This is a genomic window from Streptosporangium fragile, from assembly GCF_039534445.1.
Taxonomy (GTDB): Bacteria; Actinomycetota; Actinomycetes; order Streptosporangiales; family Streptosporangiaceae; genus Streptosporangium; species Streptosporangium fragile.
In genome coordinates, this window is sequence record NZ_BAAAVI010000025.1 from 13,925 (window position 1) to 32,509 (window position 18,585).

At 71.4% G+C, this 18,585-nt stretch carries 12 protein-coding genes; 3 read left to right on the forward strand and 9 right to left on the reverse strand.

The window, feature by feature from the left end:
- Positions 1–18 precede the first annotated feature (18 nt).
- The 8 genes from ABD841_RS18395 to ABD841_RS18430 all read right to left on the reverse strand — a co-directional run bounded on the left by ABD841_RS18395 (position 19) and on the right by ABD841_RS18430 (position 12,933).
- On the reverse strand, positions 19–2,199 hold the full coding sequence (locus ABD841_RS18395) for a hypothetical protein (RefSeq protein WP_344973001.1): 2,181 nt from the start codon (positions 2,197–2,199) through the stop codon (positions 19–21).
- Positions 2,200–3,528: 1,329 nt separating this feature from the next.
- Positions 3,529–4,332 carry a polysaccharide deacetylase family protein gene (locus ABD841_RS18400; RefSeq protein WP_344973003.1) on the reverse strand — a complete coding sequence of 268 codons (804 nt, stop codon included), beginning with the start codon at positions 4,330–4,332 and terminating at the stop codon, positions 3,529–3,531.
- On the reverse strand, positions 4,329–5,270 hold the full coding sequence (locus ABD841_RS18405; protein WP_344973005.1) for a glycosyltransferase family 2 protein: 942 nt from the start codon (positions 5,268–5,270) through the stop codon (positions 4,329–4,331). The genes ABD841_RS18400 and ABD841_RS18405 overlap by 4 nt, the downstream gene beginning before the upstream one ends.
- A gap of 2 nt (positions 5,271–5,272) precedes the next feature.
- Entirely contained in the window at positions 5,273–6,118 is an 846-nt protein-coding gene (locus tag ABD841_RS18410; RefSeq protein ID WP_344973007.1) for a glycosyltransferase family 2 protein, read from the reverse strand.
- Between the two features lie 153 nt (positions 6,119–6,271).
- The gene (locus ABD841_RS18415) at positions 6,272–7,399 is read right to left on the reverse strand and encodes a GNAT family N-acetyltransferase (protein ID WP_344973009.1); all 1,128 of its coding nucleotides are present in this window, start codon (positions 7,397–7,399) and stop codon (positions 6,272–6,274) included.
- Between the two features lie 521 nt (positions 7,400–7,920).
- Entirely contained in the window at positions 7,921–10,113 is a 2,193-nt protein-coding gene (locus ABD841_RS18420) for an RNA polymerase sigma factor (protein WP_344973011.1), read from the reverse strand.
- 196 nt (positions 10,114–10,309) lie between these two features.
- Positions 10,310–12,091 carry a substrate-binding and VWA domain-containing protein gene (locus ABD841_RS18425; RefSeq protein ID WP_344973013.1) on the reverse strand — a complete coding sequence of 594 codons (1,782 nt, stop codon included), beginning with the start codon at positions 12,089–12,091 and terminating at the stop codon, positions 10,310–10,312.
- Between the two features lie 188 nt (positions 12,092–12,279).
- Entirely contained in the window at positions 12,280–12,933 is a 654-nt protein-coding gene (locus ABD841_RS18430) for a cation diffusion facilitator family transporter (protein WP_344973015.1), read from the reverse strand.
- 176 nt (positions 12,934–13,109) lie between these two features.
- Here ABD841_RS18430 and ABD841_RS18435 point away from each other — a divergent pair, with 176 nt between their 5' ends.
- Positions 13,110–13,883, forward strand: coding sequence for a DUF4184 family protein (locus tag ABD841_RS18435; RefSeq protein ID WP_344973017.1), 774 nt, complete (start codon positions 13,110–13,112; stop codon positions 13,881–13,883).
- On the forward strand, positions 13,876–14,742 hold the full coding sequence (locus tag ABD841_RS18440) for a TrmH family RNA methyltransferase (protein WP_344973019.1): 867 nt from the start codon (positions 13,876–13,878) through the stop codon (positions 14,740–14,742). The genes ABD841_RS18435 and ABD841_RS18440 overlap by 8 nt, the downstream gene beginning before the upstream one ends.
- A 267-nt stretch (positions 14,743–15,009) precedes the next feature.
- On the opposite strand, the gene ABD841_RS18445 is transcribed toward ABD841_RS18440, so the two are convergent.
- A complete protein-coding gene (locus ABD841_RS18445) occupies positions 15,010–15,273 on the reverse strand; it encodes a hypothetical protein (protein WP_344973021.1) in 264 nt (87 codons plus the stop codon).
- Between the two features lie 850 nt (positions 15,274–16,123).
- Here ABD841_RS18445 and ABD841_RS18450 point away from each other — a divergent pair.
- Positions 16,124–18,568, forward strand: a complete 2,445-nt coding sequence (locus ABD841_RS18450) for an NACHT domain-containing protein (protein ID WP_344973023.1) — start codon at positions 16,124–16,126, stop codon at positions 18,566–18,568.
- Positions 18,569–18,585: the final 17 nt, after the last annotated feature.

Below are 18,585 nucleotides of genomic sequence, written 5' to 3' on the forward strand. Positions count from 1 at the left end.
GCCGGGGGGACTTCGCGGCTATTGGATCTGGTAACCGATCACGATGAAACGCTCGGCGATCACTGCCAGCGCCACCACGAACGCCGGGACCGCCACGAAGAGGATGCGCCGCCGCGCCCTGACCGTCACGGCGGGCCCGCGCAGGTGGAAGGCCTCGTAGGCGAACAGCGCGATCCACGTCACCGCCAGCGCGGCCAGGCCGACCGGCGTCCACGGCGAGGTCGGGTCGTTGCCGCCGAGCGGTATGCCCCGCTCGGGGATCTCGGCGCCCTTGGGATACGACTTCAGCGTGTAGACCGCGGCCTCCTCGCCGTTGAAGACACGCTTGAGCTCCTTGTTGGCGTCGAGCGCGGCACGGAACCGCGGCAGCCAGTCGTCCGGGTAGCCGTGGTTGAGCTGCAGGTAGCCCGCCTGCCCGCGGGTGACCACCAGGAAGGTGTTGGGCTCCGAGACGCGCAGCTTGTCGATCACCGAGGAGAGCTGGGCCGGGTTCTTGTCCACGAGCGCCTGCTCGTAGGAGATCTTGTCGAAGTCGCGCTCGCCCCACGGGATGATCGGCGTGACCTCCGGACCGATCTGCGGGACCAGGTAGAGGACGCGGGCGCTGGGCTCGTCGTGGTCGTAGATGTAGTGCATCGCCGCGACCTCGCTGGCGGAGACCCGCTCGAACTGCTCGTTGCCGTAGCGCGCCACCAGGAACACCAGCGCCAGCGCCATGGCGCACCCGGCGGCGAGCAGCAGCGAGATCTTGCGGGTCAGCTGCGGGTTGAACCGGATGTTCCGCCTGCGGATCGGGACCGTCTCCTCCGAGGCGTCCTCCGAGCCCGCCGGCAGGTTGGGGAAGAAGGCGTACGCCGCCAGGATGCAGGCGCCCGGCAGCGCGAACAGGTAGATCCGCAGGCCGATCTCGCCGCCGTAGCTCTGCAGGCCCAGGGCCAGCACGGGGATGCACAGCAGGAGCAGCGCCGCCCGGTCGCCGACGCCGCGCCGCAGGCGGCGCAGCAGGCCGACGGCGGCCAGCGTCAGGATGACGCCGCAGATGCCGAGGCGGGCCGTGAGGACGAGCGCGTGCTCGGGGTCGCTGCCGTCGATCCGGTCACCGGTGTTGCGCTGCAGGTTCTCCAGGATCCGGCCCAGGCCGCCGAAGAGCTGGTCGAGGTGCCCGCTCCAGAAGGTGACCGTCTGGTAGCTGATCCACGACAGCACGACCAGGCCGAGGAAGAACGGCAGCCCCCAGCTCAGCGAGGAGCGCCGCAGCAGGATCAGGCCGGTCAGCGCGCCCAGCATCATGAACGGGGTGATCTGGTGCGAGGCCGTCGCGGCGCCGAACAGGGCGATCAGCAGGATGAGCATGATCGACCGGTCGTAGACGCCGGTCTTGTGGGGCAGCTCGCCGGGGGTCAGCGCGTCCAGCTTGGCCAGCAGCCTCCGGATGAAGCCCTTGGGGGGCAGGGGCTTGATACGCGGCTCCACCTTGCCGAACCAGCGCAGCACGATCGCCACGAAGGCCAGGTAGATCGCGTAGGTGAAGCCCTGGGAGGAGAGGTAGTCCTGGCCGATCCACTGGACGATGACGAACAGCAGCGCGGCGAACCAGCGGGCCCGGGTGGTGGCGACCACCTGGCGCAGGATGATGACGAACGGCAGCAGGTAGAGCAGGTTGGACAGCAGCGGCGTCCACTTCAGCAGAAGGGACAGGTCGGAGATCCCCGCCGCCTTCGTCACGAACGCCACCAGCGCGAAGAACCCCGGCCACGCGAAGCGGGCGTCGAGGATCGGGGACGCCTCGCCGGTGCGGTTGATGTACTCCACGAAGCCCGCGTGCACGTAGGCCGTGGGGAAGCGGGCCTCGTCCTCCACCAGCGCCGCGGCCCCGTGCAGGGCGAAGGTGATCGCCGCGATCTGGAACAGCAGCAGGAACTTGCGGTCGGTGTTCTGCGCGATCGTGACGAAGAACGCGACGAGCATCAGGAGGATCGCGGCGAACGCGGTGACCGGCATGGCCGAGATCAGGCCCAGGCCGTCGATCTCCGTCAGGTCGACGCCCCGCAGCGGGCCCGGCGCCACGCGCAGGGCCAGCACGTACATGACCAGGCCTTCGACTGTCAGCAGCGGTGGCAGCCACATGGCGGCCGACTGCATCAGCGCCGTCAGGCGGGACGGCCTGGCGGCGGGCGGAGTCCCGATGGAAGCTCCCACGGTGGCCGCCGGGACGGCCGCGGCCGGGGTCTCCGGAGGCCCGGAGTCGGCCGCTGAGCCCCCGCGGGCGACAGGTGCGGCGAGAGGGACAGGAGAGAACACCGGGGCCTGTACGGCCGTGTCCGGGCCGTCCCGGGTCTCCTCGGGCTTCGTTCCACCCTTTGCGGTCTTCCCGGGCTTCCCGGGCTTCGCTCCGCCCTTTGCGGCCTTCCCGGGCTTCGGCCCGCCTCCGGCGCCCTCCCCGGGCCCGTGCCCGCCGTCCGGCCCGGCGTTCCCGGCCTTGCCCGGTCCGGTGTCCTCCGTCCCGTCCGGGTGGGCGGATCCGCGCCCCGGCCGGGACGGTGTCGCGGGAAGACGCAGCTCCGCCGTGGTGTCGTACGTGTCGCCGGAGCCCTCGTCCGAGGTCTCCCCGGACGTGCCGGCGGAGGCTTCCGCGGACGGCCCGGCCGGGGCGTCCCGCCGTGCGGCCTCCGGCGCCGCGTCCGGCGCCGCGTCCGATGTCGCGGGCCTCGGGCGGAGGGGGATGCGGACCATGGCGGTGACCTCTGGATCGCCGTCGCCGGACGCCTCGCCGGACGCCTCGCCGGACGGGGCGTCCGATGTCGCGGGCCTCGGGCGGAGGGGGATCCGGATCATGGCGGTGACCTCTGGATCGCCGTCGCCGGACGCCTCGCCGGATGCCTCGCCGGACGGGGCGTCCGATGTCGCGGCGGGCGTTTCGGCGGGCGCCTCGGAACGCGCCCCGGCGGTCGACGGGGCGCCCGCCCCGTCACCGGACCCGGCCCGCGCGCCATCCGAAGGCACGGGATGGGTGGAGTCGGTCTCCCCGACCTCGGCAGTCTTCGCCGCCTCGGTTGTCACGTCATTACCTGCCCGTTGCCTCACGTCTAACATCATGGCGGCTACGCGGACGTGGGTGCGACGGGCGAATGTGAAGATTCGCCGTGATTGAGTGGTCCGCGCAGACCGGGGAAGATCAATATGGCGACCGGATACCCGTTCGCCGGGGTGGTACGGGCCCGTCACGCCTGCTGCCGCCGGGCCGGCGCCGGCGGGGCACCGGGGCGCGCGGCGGCCACCGGGCGGGCCCGGGTGACCGCCGGCCCAGGACTCCCCGCGGGACCGGACGACCCGTGACCGGGGACTCACACGTGCGAGCCCGAACCGGACAGCGGCCCGGAGGGCCTCCGGGGCTCGGAGCCGGATCGGACGATCCGTGAATCGGGGAGCCTGCGGACATCGGGGGTCGCGGATCCGGGACCCGGATCGGACGATCCGCCGGGCGAACGGCCCCGCGAACCGGTCGATCCCGCGGGGCCGGAGTGCCCGTCAGGCCAGGCCGCGCGCCTTGCGCAGGCCGTACCTGGTGCGCCTGACGACGGCGTAGCCCTTCGTCAGCACGCGCTCCCGCATGTAGATCAGCGGGATCTGGCTGCCCTCGACCGCCCGGCTGAACATCTTCATCGACGTGCCCTGGGCCACGGTCAGGCGCGGTAGCGCGAGCACGTCGTGCCGGTCGGCGGCGATGGCGTTGTTCACCGCGCAGGCGGCCCAGTATCCGGCCTTCCGGACCTCCCGGCGCACACGCGCGCTGGAGTAGCCGTACGGGTAGGCCATCGTCGAGACCAGGGCGCCGATCTTGTCCTCCAGCAGCGCCTTGTTGCGGCGCAGTTCCTGGCGGAGCTCGTCATCGGGCAGCTGGTCGAGCTGGGGATGGCTGTGGCTGTGCCCGCCGATCTCCATCCCGCACGAGGCCGCCTCCCGGGCCTGGCTCCACGACAGCATCGTGTCGAGGGGCCTGCCCGCCGCGTCCTTGCCGGCGTCACTGACCCATCCGCTTGTCAGGAAGACCGTGGCGGGGAAGTCGTAGCGCTCCAGGATCGGCAGCGCCTCGCTGTGGAAGTCGGCGTAACCGTCGTCGAAGGTCAGCACGACCGGCCGCTCCGGGATGGAGCGGCCGTTGTTGTTGTGCAGCGAGGCCACCAGGTCGGCCACGGTCAGCGGGGTGAAGCCGCTCTCCTTGAGGTAGGCCACCTGCTCCGCGAAGGCGGAGGGCCGTACCGCCAGCGGTTTCGTCTCGGGGTTGGGCCGATCGGAGACCGAGTGATACATCAGGATCGGCACGCGGATCATGAACGCACCCGCTTCAGACGGAGGGAACCGACAACATAGCCCCAGGTGGTCCAGGCGAGGCCGACGACGATCGCGCCGGCCCTGCCGAGGCCGGACAGGTCGCCCTTCAGCGCGTCCCCGACCCCGCGCAGCGCGCCCAGCGGCAGCGCCTTCAGCGCGTGCGCCCGCTCGCTCGACAGCCCGTCGCCGGCTCCCACGCTCTGGGTGACCAGTGCCTTGGACAGACCCTCGGCGTAGCACCGGGAGCGGAAGTAGGCGAACGTGGCGCGGACGGCCGGCACCTTGTGGCCGATCACCGCGCGCGGTTCGAACAGCATGATCGAGCCCGGCATCCGCTGGGACAGCCGGATGCAGAACTCGGTCTCCTCGCAGCCCAGCGGGCGGGGCTTGCGGCCCTGCACACTGCGCCCGATGCCGGTGTGGAACCCGCCCACACCACCGACGACCTCCCTGCGGAAGGCCGCGTTACCGCCCATGACGTTGCGGATCGGCGCCCGCTCGGTGGGCATGCCCCGGTAGGTGCAGCCCACGGTCCAGTCGAACTCGTACGGGTACCAGCCGGGACGGCGCCCGGTTGCCCACAGCGGCCTGGTGAGCCCGCCCACCCCCACGACGGACGGGTCCTGGAAGCCCTCCTCCAGTGCTTCCAGCCAACCCGGCTCCGCTATAGCGTCGTCGTCCAGGTACGCCACGATGTCGCCGGTGGCGATCGCCGCACCGGTGTTCTTGCCGCCGGACAACCCCTTCTCCTGGGTGTTCTCCACCACGATCGCTCTCGGGTACTCCCGCTTGAGCCTCAGGTGGAGGTCCGGGTTGTAGTCGACGACCAGGATGATCTCGTGGGGTTTGCGCCGCTGGTTCTCGACCGACTCGACGGCCGCGCGGATGTCCTCCCAGCGTTCCTCGGTGTAGACGCAGATGACGACACTGCTGTTCATGGCTACGCGGCGCCCTGGTCCGCCCGGCGGGTGGTCGTGGCCCGCTCGCGGACGACGGGGGTGGGCTTGCTGCGCCACTCGCGGATGATGGTCCGCAGCACGCGGAGGCCGTCCCGGATCGCGTGCAGGTTGCTCTCGCCGTGGATGCGGCAGCGCTCGTGGCTGGGGACCTCGTGCACCTTGAGCCCCGCCTTGGCGGCCCGGATGTTCATGAGGGTCTCGACCTCGAACCCGTCGCAGTCGAGGTTCAGCACGTCCAGGTGGCGGGCCCAGAAGGCGTTGTAGCCGTAGCAGAGGTCGCTGTAGCTGGTGCCGTACATCTTGTTGACCAGGGTGGTCAGCACCTTGTTGCCGAACTTGCGGTTGAAGGTCAGGTCGTCGCTGCCGCCGCCGGAGGCGTAACGCGAGCCCTTGACGAAGTCGGCTCCGGTGACCAGCGCGCCCACGAACTGGATGATCTCGCGGCCGTCGGTGGACCCGTCGGCGTCGATCATCACGATGATGTCGCTCGTGCAGGCGGCGAAGCCGGCCGCCAGCGCGTCGCCCTTGCCCTTGCCGGTCTGGGTGACCACGCGGACGTTCGGGCGGAGCTTCCTGGCCACGGCGACGGTGTCGTCCACCGAGTTGCCGTCGACCAGGACGATCTCGTCGATCCACTGCGGGATGGTCGCGAAGACGTGCGGGAGGTTCTCCGCCTCGTTCATGGCGGGGACCACGACGCTGACCGTGGGCGAGATCGCCATGTGCGGGGTTATCGGGGTGAACCGCTCGATCGGCGGGACCGCTCGCAAAGGTGGCTTGCCGTTGTAATGCTTGTTGCCGTAGTGCTTGGTGATCTCGGGACTCATTGTGACGGATGTCCTTCCGGGCGGTCGGTCGTCAGGGATGACTGGCGGACGGACCCGGAGCCATCGACGATCGGGACGATCGGGGAGGATGGCGAATGCGTTGAGGGTTGCATGCAAGGGTCCTGGCGGATGGTGTGCGATGGGGGGAGCGGTTTAACCCACTCCCCAAGGTTCCTTGACGGACGGAGTGTCTGATTGGTTCTGCGCGGGAGAGCGCATACGGCCGAAACCTTTCAGCACCCGGTCGGCAAGTTTGTAGAGATTCGGACTGTCCGTGACGATCGTGCGGGCCTTGTTGACGGGGGTGCGGCCCATCCAGTGCACCGCGGCCGCGGGGGAGGGACGCGAGACACGGCCCTCGGCGACGAAGAGGTCGCCGCTCTTCAACCAGCTCTTGTACTCCCGGCCGCCCTTGCCCATGTCCACCTGCTGCAGCCCGGCGGCCGCGGCGCGCTCCGCCATGAGCAGGTGGTGCACGATGCCCGGCGAGTAACGCGCGAACTCGGGATCGTAGGCGGGGAACCAGCCGACCAGGGTGGTCGCGGTACGCAGGCCGAAGTGCCCGGCGACGGGCGTGTCCCCGGCGTAGACCATGGTGAGGATGCCCGCGAAGCTCTCGGAGTTCGCCGCGTGCATCTCCTCGATCAGCTCGACGATCCAGGGCTGGGCGAACCGGTCGACGCGGCCCGTCCGCTGGTACTGGTTGGACTTCCAGTTCGTGAGCGTGCGCAGCGTGGCCGGATCGGCCGAGGCCCACTCGAAGCGCACCTCGCCCTGCTCCCGGCCCATCTTGCGCTCCTTGTAGCGCACGGTCTTGAGGTTCTTCGGGGAGTTGGTCTTGACCTGCTCGATGTAGGCGTCGAACCCGACGCTGAGGTCCATGATCGGTGCCGGACGCACGTCCGACTGGTACGGGGCGAACGTCGGCTGGCCGGCGACCAGGTGGTCGAAGTCGAAGACCGACAGCCTGCAGACGCGCAGCAACTCCCGCACGTTCAGCTTGAGGTCGGGAACCGAGATCAGGCCGTGGCAGGTGGTGAGGAAGCCGCCCAGCGGCTTGCCGATGCCGAAGTTGTGGCGCTCGTGCGGGAAGAAGCCCACGATCTTGCCGCCGTCCTGGATGACGGCGACACGCACGTAGTCGCGCAGGCGCCCCATGGCGAGCGCGAACTCCACGGAGAGGAAGGGGTTGTCCAGGGACTTGTCGGCCACCTGCAACTCCCGCCACCGGGAGATCTCGGACTCCCCGAGGTCCCCGGGACGGACGACGACGATGTTCACCTTGACCCGACCCCCTGCTCACTCTGCACTTTTGTGTTCCCCCGGTACAACACGCGTAGTACGTATATGAAGCCGCCAAGCACCGCGATCGTCGCGACTCCAGCGCGAGGCGACCATGCGTCAAAGGTCAGCATGGCAGCGGCCAGGAGAACGTTTATGACCAGGCTTGCCGCTGCCCCAACTGATAGTGCCGCAACAGGGTCACGATCACGCAACAGTCCTACCACTGCGACCCCGGGGACCACCAAAAGGAACATTGGGGTAAGAATCAGGCGTAGTGGAGTGTCGATGTCGGCTAACGCGATCACGGCCCCCGCTATGCATGCGAAGGTGAGCGCCCATGTGAGCACCCTTCGGTTGATCGACATCTCCGGGCTCCTGGGTTGGTAATGAGGTGACTGATCGGGCCTTCATGTGACCAATCACTCAGCATGGACGTCAATGCCGACGCTTGGCACGAGTCCATGGTTTACCGGATCCCCAAGAGAAGTATCCGTGTTAGGTAAAACCGCACCGGGAAGTCAGCCGGTCTCCTCCTCCGTGCCGGGGGTCGTCGAGGGCGTCGGCGTCGGCTGCGGCGGCGGGTCCTCCGGGGGGTCGGATGCCTCCGGTCCAGGACTTTCCCACCAGATGGCACAGCTGGAGTTGCCCCCCGCGGACCGGAAGGCGACCCGCCCCGACCCGCTCTCCGTGGGGTCTGCGGCAGTGACCCAAATCACGCCCCTCGCTCCGGCCTTCAGCCGCCCGCTCCGGGGATGCACGTTCAGCCCGCCGGAGGTGGTCGCCGACCACGAGACCGGGGCGCCGCTCGCCGCGAGCCGGATCTGCCCGGCACCCTCCCCGATGTCCGAGGGGCACGAGACGGTCAGCCGGCCGGTCGCGGGCGGCGGGGTGGCCCTGCGGGTGGCGCGGGGCCGGTCGGCCGTGGGCCGCCCGGTCGTCGCCGGGCGCGCGGCGGTGGGAGCGGGCCTGGGAGACCTGGTGCGCGCGGCGGTCGGGGTCGGCGCGGGCTCCGTCCCGGCTCCCGGGTCCGGCTCCGTGCCCGTTTCGGGGTCCGCCTCCTCGTCCGCCGGGAGCGGGGACGACGGGCTCGGGTCGGGGCCGGGCTCCAGGGTGATCAGTGCCGCGTCGGGGCGGGGCGCCGCCTGGACGTCTCCCCGCTCCCCTCCGACCAGTTCCCGCCCGCCCACCACGGCCACCGCCCCGGTCGCCGCCAGCACACACACCGCCGCCAGCGCCAGCGGCCCCTTGTGCCCGCGCCGCCGCCTGCGCTGCGCGGGCAGCACCGCCGTCTCCCGACCGGCGCCCCCGTCCGCGCCCCGCCCCGCTCCGCCGCCGGTCGCGCGCGGAATCCGGCCGTCGGCCGTGCGCGGGGTTCCGGTGCCGGCTGTCCGGGGTGCCCCGCCGTCGGCCGTCCCGTGCGTCCCCCGGGCCGGTGCCGTGGTCCCGTGCGTTCCCTGAGCCGGTGCCGTGGTCCCGTGTGTACCCTGAGCCGGTGCCGTGGTCCCGTGCCGGGACTCCACGCCCGCCGGGGGTGTCGCGTGGCGGGGCTCGGCGTTCGCCGGAGCCGCCATCACGTACTGAGGCGCGCGGGGCCCGTTCACCTGGGGGTACCGCTCCTCGTCCCCGGAAGCCCGCGCCGGGTGCCCGGCGCCGCCTTCCACCGCGGAGACCGCGGGGACCGGACGGTCCCGCCACTCGCCGTGCGCTCCCCGCTCTCCCCGCCGCCCGGGTCCGCCCTGCCCGTCTCGCCCGCCGTGCCCGTCGTGCCCGCCGGACCGTCCCATGCCGGTGGCCTCGTCGCGCCGGTCGCGGTTCCGCCGCCCCTCGCCGCCACGCCTCGACGGCCACCGGCGGGTGCCCGTACGCCGTTCCACCGCCGTGGGGAACCCCGCACGGTCGAAGTGGTCGCCCTCGGCGACGATGGCGTCGCGGGTGTCGCGCAGGTCCGGGTTCAGGCAGGTCTCGATCATCCGGCGGCGCAGCGAGAGCGGGGGGAGGGCCACCGGCACGAGGTCGAGCAACCGCCCGGCCGAAACGTGCCGGTCCCTACGCTCGACGCAGACCTCGCAGCGCCCGATGTGCGCGGAGAGCCGCCTGCGCAGCATCGTGGTGAGCGGCCCCTCCCACGAGTCCACCATCGCCGACAGGTCGGGGCAGTGCGCGCGGCCGACCTTGGCGAGCACCACGGCGCCGGCCGCGTTCTCCAGGTGGTCGCGGGCCCGGCCGAGCCTGGCCGCGGCCTGCCGGGAGCTCAGCCCGAGCACCGCGCCCGCCTCGCCGGTACTGAGGCCGTGGCGGAGCGACAGCTCCAGCACCTCGCGCTCCTGCGTGCTCAGCTCCGCCAGCGTCTCGTACACCAGCGCGGCCAGTTCACGCTCGCCCGGGTCGTCGTGCACGTCCGGTCCGAGCTCCGGTCCGGGCACGCGCGCCCCGCGCGCCCCGCCCCCGCACCGGAACCGGGTGAGCGCGTACAGCCAGGCGCGCAGCCGGCCGGGCTCGCGCAGCCGGTCCGCGCACCCCTGGGCCGTCACCAGGGCGTCGTGGACGGCCTCGGCGGCGGCGTCCCGGTCGCCCAGCAGCGAGTGGGCGTAGTCGTTGAGACGTTCGGCATAGGAGTCGTACAGGCTCGCGGGCGCCGCCATGTCGGCACGCCGCAGCGCCGCAACGAGCTGTTGGTCGTCGGTTCGGCCGACGGCCGGCCATCCGGGCACGGACATTCCTCCCCGCAGGACGGGCTCGCGGGCGTCACCGCCGCCCGCTCCAGGCCCCACACGCGTAGGACGCCACCTCATCCCACCCGGTTGACGAAAGGCCGCATATCATGCCTACCGGGTATGACATGGGAAAATTGCGACGGCTGGTGTCGATGTGACACCAGCCGAAGCGGGGAGAGGAGATGCGCGAGGGTCAGCAGTTGGGGGCGCAGAGGCGGCGCTTCATGCCCTCCAGGAAGAACTTGCGGACCTCCAGGATGTCCTTGGCGATGTACGCCTCACCGCCGGTCGCCTTGGCCAGGGCCGCCATCTGGCGCCTGCCCTTGGGGGCGTCGGGGCCGAAGGCGATGATCAGCACGCTGACCGGCTTCTCCGGGTCGTACTGCTCCTTGAGCCTCCTGATGATCTCCTGGTCGCCGATCCCGCCGTCGGGGTCGTCGTTGCCCGCCCCGTCGGTGAGGATCAGCACCGTGTTGATCTTGTCGCTCTGGTACTCCTCGGTCATCTGCTCGTAGGCGGCGGCGAGGGCGTCGTTGAGCCCGGTGTCGCCGGTCGCCTTGGCCCGGGTCGCGGCCAGCTTCCGGTTGATCAGGTCCCGGCGCAGCACACCGTTCAGATTCTCGGTGAGCGGGCCGACCGAGACCGTCTCGCGGTAGTCGACCCCCCGGCCGTCGAGATGGGTGGCGAACTCCCAGAGCCCCATCTCGCTCTTGGCCGGGAACAGCTTCATGCCCTCGATGGCGATCCTGGAGATCGCCTGCATCCGGGTCAGGTTGGTGCCCGGCACCGGCAGGGCCATGGTCCCGGAGACGTCCAGGAGGGTGACGAGCCTGGTGCCCAGCTTGATCCGGGACCAGGTCTGCGACATCTTCGCCACGGTCCTGTCGTCCGGCACCGGCAGCGCCTGCGGGGCCTTGGCCTGGAAGCCGTCGGAGCCGGAGATCGCCTTGCCGCCCTTGTCGTCCGGGGTGCGGAAGCCCTGATCCTGCAGGGTCTTCCGGGAGGCCTCGCTGCCCAGCTCCTTCTGGAACGCCTCGGCGGCCTTGCGCACCGCGGTGTCCTCGGCGACGATCACCATCGGGTAGTCGAGGCTGAGGGTGCCCTCGACCGGATACAGGGGCACGGTCGGCACCTCGGGCTTCTTGGCCCTGTTGAAGGCCCAGACGCCCTGTTCGGAGGCGATGCCCAGCGGGGCCTTGCTGCCCTTGACGCCCAGGCTGGACAGCAGCGCCTCCTGCTCGCGGACCGTCGAGGTCGACCCCGACAGGTTCTTGAGCGCGCCGACCAGCTGCTCGTCACCCGCGCCCGCGGCCTTGGCCACCCCGGAGGCGGCCAGCAGCGCGCCGAGCCCGGTGGCGTTCAGTGAGGGGTCCAGGACGAGCACGCGCACCTTGCGGCCGGGCCCGTCGACGTTGGCCACGTTCGCCGCGTTGATCATGCCGCTCCAGCTGGCCTCGCCGAAGCTCTTCTTCAAGGTCGGGACCACCGAGCCCGAGGCCGCCATCACGATCGGGGAGTGGGCCACCGAGGTGCCCGCGGCGGGCACGTCCACCTTCTTCACCCGGAGGGTGGAGATCCACAGGCCCGAATCGGGGATCCACACGTCCATGGCCGGGACCTTGCCGCCGACGCCGGCCAGGGACGAGGCCACGGTCGCCGGGACGGCCTTGCTCACCGTGACGGCCGCGCACCTGCCGTCGATCTCGTGGGCCGCCTTGTTGAAGCGGTCGGCGATCTGGGACAGGGCGGGCTGGATGTCGGGGGAGGCCGTCACCCGCAGCGGGAGCGCGTCGCCGGAGCACCCGCGGTCCCGGTTGATGACCACGAACGCGGCGACGCCGAGCAGCACCGCGAGAGCGACGGACCCGGCCAGCGGGACCAGTACCGCGCCGTGTCCCCTGCGCCGCCGCCGGGGCTGTTCCCGGTAGGGAGGGTAGCCGTCCTCGAGTTCATCCGTCCGGTGCCGTCCGCCCACGATGCCCTCTTCGGTGTCGATGCCAGGGGAGCCAGCGGGTCACCTTATCCGGAGGTTCGCCGCAATTCTCGTGGAACTGTACTGGGTGCGCTTACTGTGGCAAAACACCTCTTTTGCTGGGGTTATCACCGTATGTGAGTGCAGTGAGGCTTTGTGTTTCGGGAAATGAGATGGGATATAAGCGGAATTCAGTGACAGCAGGAGTGCCCGTGCCACGCCCTGTGGCCCTCCCGCGTGGCCACCGCCGCCAGCAGCACCGCCATGGCGGGATCGACCCACCACCAGCCGACGCCGTTCAGGGCGAGCCCGACGAGCACCCCCGCGGCGAGCAGCGCGCACATCAGGTTCTGAGTGCCCTCGCCGGCGGTCGCCGTCGAGCGCAGCCGGGCGCCCAGCCGGCGCTTGGCGAGCCCCAGCGCAGGCATGCCGACCACACTGACCGCCGTCACCGCGATCCCGAGCACGCTGGGCGCGGCGCGGTGGCCCGCGTCGAGGTCGTACGCCACATGGAGCACCAGATAGGGCGCGAGCAGCCAGAAGCTGATGGCCACCGCCCTGCGGGCCTTCTCCTCGGCGTCGGCCGAGAAGGTGCGGGCCCCGGTGAACCGCCAGACCACGATCAGGCTGGCCGCCGCCTCCACCAGGGCCGACATGCCCCAGCCGATGAGGGCGACGGAGTGTGCCGCAAACCCCGCCGCGATGCCGACCGCGCTCTCGGCGCCCAGCCAGACCAGGGTGGCCAGGGAGAGAAGCCGGGCCCGGCGGGCGTCGCGCAGCCACGCGGCGCTCGCCGCCGACGGCGGCGCCACCGCCCTCTTCTCGGCCACACTCTGCTCGGCCACGGTGACCTCCGGATCGCGATCGACAGCGGTCAGTAATTTACCGGTGACGCAAAGCGCTCAGGCGGGAAAGCCGCAAAGCTCCGGCAACAACGAGGGCGTACTCTCACGAGGCGGACGTGTCATCAGATCACGCATGTCACCGGGACATCGCCTGTGCCCCGACCGGAGGGAAATCCGTGCCGTTCACGCCCAGCCACGTCGCCGCGGTGCTGCCCCTGATCTCCTCGGAGCGGGTCCGCAGAGTGCTCGACCCCTGGGCTCTCGCCCTGGGCGCCATGGTGCCCGACCTGCCGATCTTCTTCCCCTTCCTGCCCGACTACCGGGTGTGGCACTCTCTCAGGGGCGTTTTCACGATCGACCCGTTCGCCGTCGTCGTGCTGCTCGCGGTCTTCCACCTGGCGCTCCGTGACCCGCTGACCACGCTGCTGCCCCCGTCCCTGGCGGGCCGCGCCGCCGCGCTGCGCCCCGGCATGTACGGCCTGCGGCGGCTGCCCGCCGTCGTCGCCGGAGGCGTCGTGGGAGCCCTCACCCACAAGGCGTGGGACTCCTTCACCCACTCCTACAGTTCCGCGATGTGGGGCTGGCCGTGGCTGGACACCCGGGTGGCCGGTGTGATCCCGCTGTTCCGCCTGCTGCAGTACACGTCCACGGTGGTCGGCCTGGCGGTCGTCGTCTGGTGGGCGGCGCGCGGCCTGTCCAGGATGGAGCCGCGCGACCTGCCGGAACGGCTGAGCCTGCCCGCCGGTGAGCGCACCGCCGTGCTCCTGGCCACCGTCGTGTCGATCGCGCTCGGCGCGGTCGCCTGGCCGCTGGTCTTCCCCCCGCACGGCATCGCCTCGCTGGTGACCAGGGTAGGTGCGGGGATGTTCGCCGGCTGCTGCGCCATGCTGCTCGTGTACGCGCTGATATGGCAGCTCAGGCGGGTCATGGCAGTATTCGAGAGTGCCTGACATCGCGGACCCCCGCCTCGCCGACTACGCCAACCTGCGCGACGTCGAGCTGCGCAAGAGCATGGAGGCCGAGCACGGCCTCTTCATCGCCGAGGGGGAGAAGGTGATCCGCCGCGCCGTCGCGGCGGGCTACCCCGTGCGCTCCGTTCTGCTCACCCCCCGCTGGGCCGAGCCGCTCGCCGACGTCCTCGACGGGCTCGGAGACCGTGTCTACGTGGTCGACGACGCCGTCGTGGAGGGCATCACCGGCTTCCCGGTGCACCGCGGCGCCCTCGCCGCGATGGAACGGCTCCCCGTCCCCACGGTGGCGCGGCTCCTGTCCGGCCTGCCCGATGGTTCTCCGGGGGAGGGGCCCGTCGCGCCGCCGCGCCGCGTCGTCGTCCTGGAGGACCTCGTCGACCACGGGAACGTGGGCGCGATCTTCCGGTGCGCCGCCGCGCTGGGCGTGGAGGCGGTGGTCCTCTCGCCGCGCTGCGCCGATCCCCTGTATCGCAGGTCGGTGAAGGTCTCGATGGGGGCGGTCTTCGCGATTCCGTACGCGCGGATGGCCGACTGGTACGGGGGCCTGGCGGAGTTGCGGGAGGCGGGCTTCCAGACGCTGGCGCTCACCCCCGACCAGTCCGCCACGCCGATCGACCGGGTCGCCATGGCCGAGCGGGTGGCGTTGCTCCTCGGCTCGGAGGGCGACGGCCTGTCGTCTCGCTGGCTGCGCGAGGCCGACGAGGCGGTGTGCATCCCGATGAGCCCGGCGGCGATGGACCTCGGGGTCGACTCCCTCAACGTGGTGGCCGCCGCGGCCATCGCCTGCCACGGCCTGATGCGCGGCGGCTCGGCGGATCCGCCCCGCCGGCGGGGCTGACCATATCGCCGGCGCCTGTTGCCCGGGGTTCTCCGCGGAGACCGCGGTCTGTCGCGACGCGTCGCCGGAGAATCGTCCGGGCCCGGCCGTCCGGAACTCCGTTTCGAAGCCCGGAGGCTTGTCCGGGACACGGTTTTCCTCTCGGGAAATGTCGTGACACACGTTTCCCGAGAAGAAAACCGGGATGTTTCGGCGGCCGGCGCTGCGGCGGCATGACGCCTGATCCGGCGTGGCGGAGGCGGCGACCGCCGAGCCGTCGCCGGAGCGTCAGTTGTCGGGAACCGGGCGGCGCATGTCCTCTTCGATCTCCTCGTCGGGGCGGGGGGTGGGGTGGGCGCCGGCCCAGGCCCGGTACCCCGCGAGGCTCTCGTGTATCTCGGCGGTCTTCTCGGCGGAGGCGAGGACGGGAGCCGCGGAGACGACCTCGGCCGTGGCCCCGGCGGCGGCGAACTGAGCCGACATCGTCACAGGTGCGACGAGGGCTGCGGCCGCCATCGTTCCGGCGGCGAGAGCGTTTCTCATCACGGGCATGAGGGATCACCCTCCAAGATGAATCGGTTGCGCCTCGGGCGACGCCCGGGCTGACGGAACGCCGAGTCGGTACCAGGGAAACGTCGACCCGGCGTGGAACCTGGATTCCACGGTAGCCGTAATGCATTTCCGCGGTCATCTGGAAAAGCACAAAGCCTTGGGGTGATCGGATTACCCCCCGATGACGGACGGAAATCGGAAGAGGCGGGACTCCGGTCATGCCCTTCCCGCCGAAGGCCCGTATCCCGGAGAAACGCCCCCGGGAACCGGTGTGCAATATCCCGGTAGGTCATCACGCGGGGGCGGCCTTCGGGAGGAGGGATCCGCCGATCCGCCGGTCGCCTTCCCCCGGAGCACTCCGGCGGCAGCCGGGAGCGGAGGCGGTCCGGTCGGCTGCCGTGGCGGGTGATGCCGGGTGTCCCCTCGGCGGCGTACGACTCGCACGGGAACCCGTGCGCCGCGCGCCCGTCGGGTGGCCGGCACGTCCTGGGGCGGCGGGTTCACCCGCTCGACCCCGACGCGGGGTTCCCTCGGCCGGCGATCGGGCTCCGGTGTGACGGCGCGGGTTCCCCCGGTCGGCGATCGGGCTCCGGTGCGACGGTTTCTTCGTGACAATCGCCTCATCCCGCGATTTCACGGATGCGTCCCCGCAGGCAGCGGCCGCGCCCACCTTATCTCTTTGTTCATGATAACAGGGCAAAAAATGCATTATATGGGCGCGGGAAATACCGTAAAATCCTCGGTGAATGGTGAACCGGATTTATGGGGGGCGCGTCGCTTCCAATGTGAGGGTCAAAACATCGGCGTCCGCGCTCCTCCCTCCCCGGCTCCGGGTGCGGGGAGAGAGCGGGTGAAGAGGGCGGCGGCGCAGCGGGCGGTGTCCGCGGTGATCGCCCTGGCGGGCCTCTGCTACCTGGGGTACGCCCTGCTCTTCAGAACGCAGGGCGAGGCCGACAGCGTGTCCAGCATCCTGACGGCTCTGCTGACCCTGCTCGGGGTCTTCGGCTTCTTCGCGCCTCCGCGGCGGACCACGGGGGATCTGAACCAGATCATCCGCCCGCTCCGGGCGGAGATGCGCGCGATCCTGGGGAAGGAGGCGCGACGGCGGCGCCTGCTCGGTTCCCGGATCCTGCCGATGGCGCTGCGGAGCAGGAACGGCGAGCGCGGCCGGGGCTCGATCCTGTACATCGGCCCCGCCGACGGCACTCCCGTCACCGCGCAGGAGTTCGGCCGCCGGATCGCCGCGCTCGTCACCGGGAACACCCTGCACCGGGCCGTCATCCACGGCGCCACCGGCGGGGGGAAGACCACGCTCGCCCTGCTGATGGCACGCGGGCTGCTGGAGGGCGACTCCGCGCGGCTGCCCGTCCTGCTCTCCATGGCCTCGTGGGACCCGGCGGAACCGCTCGACTCCTGGCTCGGCCGGCAGATCATGAACACGTACGAGAGCGCGCGGGCCTTCGAGGACGCCGGGCAACTGCTCGACCAGCTCGTCTTCAACGCCACCCCGGTCTTCGTGTTCGACGGGCTCGACGAGCTCCCCCGGGGCACGGCCGGTGAGGCGATGCGACAGATCTCCGACCGGATACCGGCCGGCGTCGCGGTCATCGTGCTCTGCGGATCGCGCAGGCGTATCGGGCATCTCCCCGGGCTGGGGGGCTGGTCCGGCTACGACATCCTGCGCCTCACCGCCGAGGCCGTCCACCGCTACCTCGCCTTTCCCGCCACGGCCGGGGCGCGGGTGGACCCGGGATCCCCCCAGGCGGAAGTGCTGAGCAGTCCCCTCTATCTGAGCCTGTTCCATCGACTGGTCGCCGCGGGGAAGGCGAGGCCGGAGGAGTTCCTGGCCGCGACCGACTCCCCGCCGCGCGAGCTGCGGGACTTCCTCATCGACCGCTACGTGGAGGACGCGCTCTCCTGCGACGGGGAACTGCTGCGCAGCAGGGACGGCCGCCACCTCGGCTTCCTCGCCTACCAGCTCCACACGCGGGGCTTCAGCGGCTTCTCCTGGTGGCGCGTCCACGAGGCCATCCCGCCCGCGTGGATGGCGATGCTCTTCGGGCTGACCGTCGGCCCCGCCTACCAGCTCGCCCTGCAACTGCCCGACGGGCTCACCCGGGGCTTCGCCATCGGCACGACGACCGGGGTGATCCTCGGCGCCACCCGCGGGATGGTCTTCGGCGCGGTGCCCGCCGCGATCATGGGCGCGGTCTCGGGCCTCGTGGTCTTCCTGCTGGGCCGCGCCGTCCTGCCCCCGGGGATCGCGGTCGTGGACGCCGTCCAGTGCGGCACCGCGATCGCGGTCGTCGCCTTCGGCAAGGCGAAGGCCCGGGACGGGGTCGTGCGCCCGCTGCTGCTCGTCGCGGCGGCGGGGACGGCGTCCGCCGCCGCCACCGTGATCGTGCAGCGCCGGCTCCTGGTGGACGGGTACGTCGACCGCCGGTTCACCGGCGTGCTGCTCGCGGTCGCGCTGGGGGTCGGGGTCGCCGTCCTGGCGGCCCGCCTCCTGGTCCCGGGGCCCGCGGTGCTCACTCCGGCGCGGGTCGGTTTCCGGCTCCGCCGGGGCGTCCACGGACCGCGGAGGATCGTCGCCGGCGTCGTCGCGGCGGTACCGGTCGGCCTCGCGGGCGGGATCACGGGCGCGTTCAGACACGACCTCGCCTACGGCGCCGCCCTGGCCTTCTCCTTCGGGCTCATGGCGGGCGTGCCGGTCGGGGTCGTGGGCGGCCTCGTCAGCTGGGCGGGCGTCACGGAGCGCGGCGGCCCGCGGCGCAGGCGTGCGGTCCCCGTCGTCAGCCCCGGCAGCCTGCTCCGCGATGACGTGGCGACGTTCGCGATCAGCGTGGTGGGGGTCGGCCTGGCCTCGACGCTCGCCCTGGCCGCGCTCCTCGGGCCGATGTCCGGCCTGCTCGACGAGATCGTCCGCGTCTCGGAGCTGCGGCTGGGGGTCGAGGACGGGCTGCTGTTCGGGCTGACGATCGGCGTGATCGTGGCGAGCTTCAACACGGCGTGCCTCGCCTACTTCATGTCGCTGACGTGGTTCGTGGTGACGCGGAGGCTGCCCTGGAGGTTCATCCGGTTCGCCGACCGGATGTGCGCGCGGGAGATCCTGCGGAGGGAGGGGGTGCTGTACCAGTTCAGGAACGACGACATCAAGATCCGTCTCGCCCACCGCTTCGAGCCGCGGTGCCGCTGCGAGGAGACGGGCCGGCGCGGAACGGGCGGGAGGCGCCGGGCCGGTGGCAGGCACGGCGCGGACGGGCGCGACCCCGGCGGGATCGCGACCATGGCCTGAGGGACACGACCCCCCGC

Excerpts from the sequence above, each read along its gene's own strand:
- ABD841_RS18445 (WP_344973021.1), bottom strand. The coding sequence starts at position 15,273 with ATGCCCGTGATGAGAAACGCTCTCGCCGCCGGAACGATGGCGGCCGCA.
- ABD841_RS18400 (WP_344973003.1), bottom strand. The coding sequence starts at position 4,332 with ATGATCCGCGTGCCGATCCTGATGTATCACTCGGTCTCCGATCGGCCC.
- ABD841_RS18405 (WP_344973005.1), bottom strand. The coding sequence starts at position 5,270 with ATGAACAGCAGTGTCGTCATCTGCGTCTACACCGAGGAACGCTGGGAG.
- ABD841_RS18410 (WP_344973007.1), bottom strand. The coding sequence starts at position 6,118 with ATGAGTCCCGAGATCACCAAGCACTACGGCAACAAGCATTACAACGGC.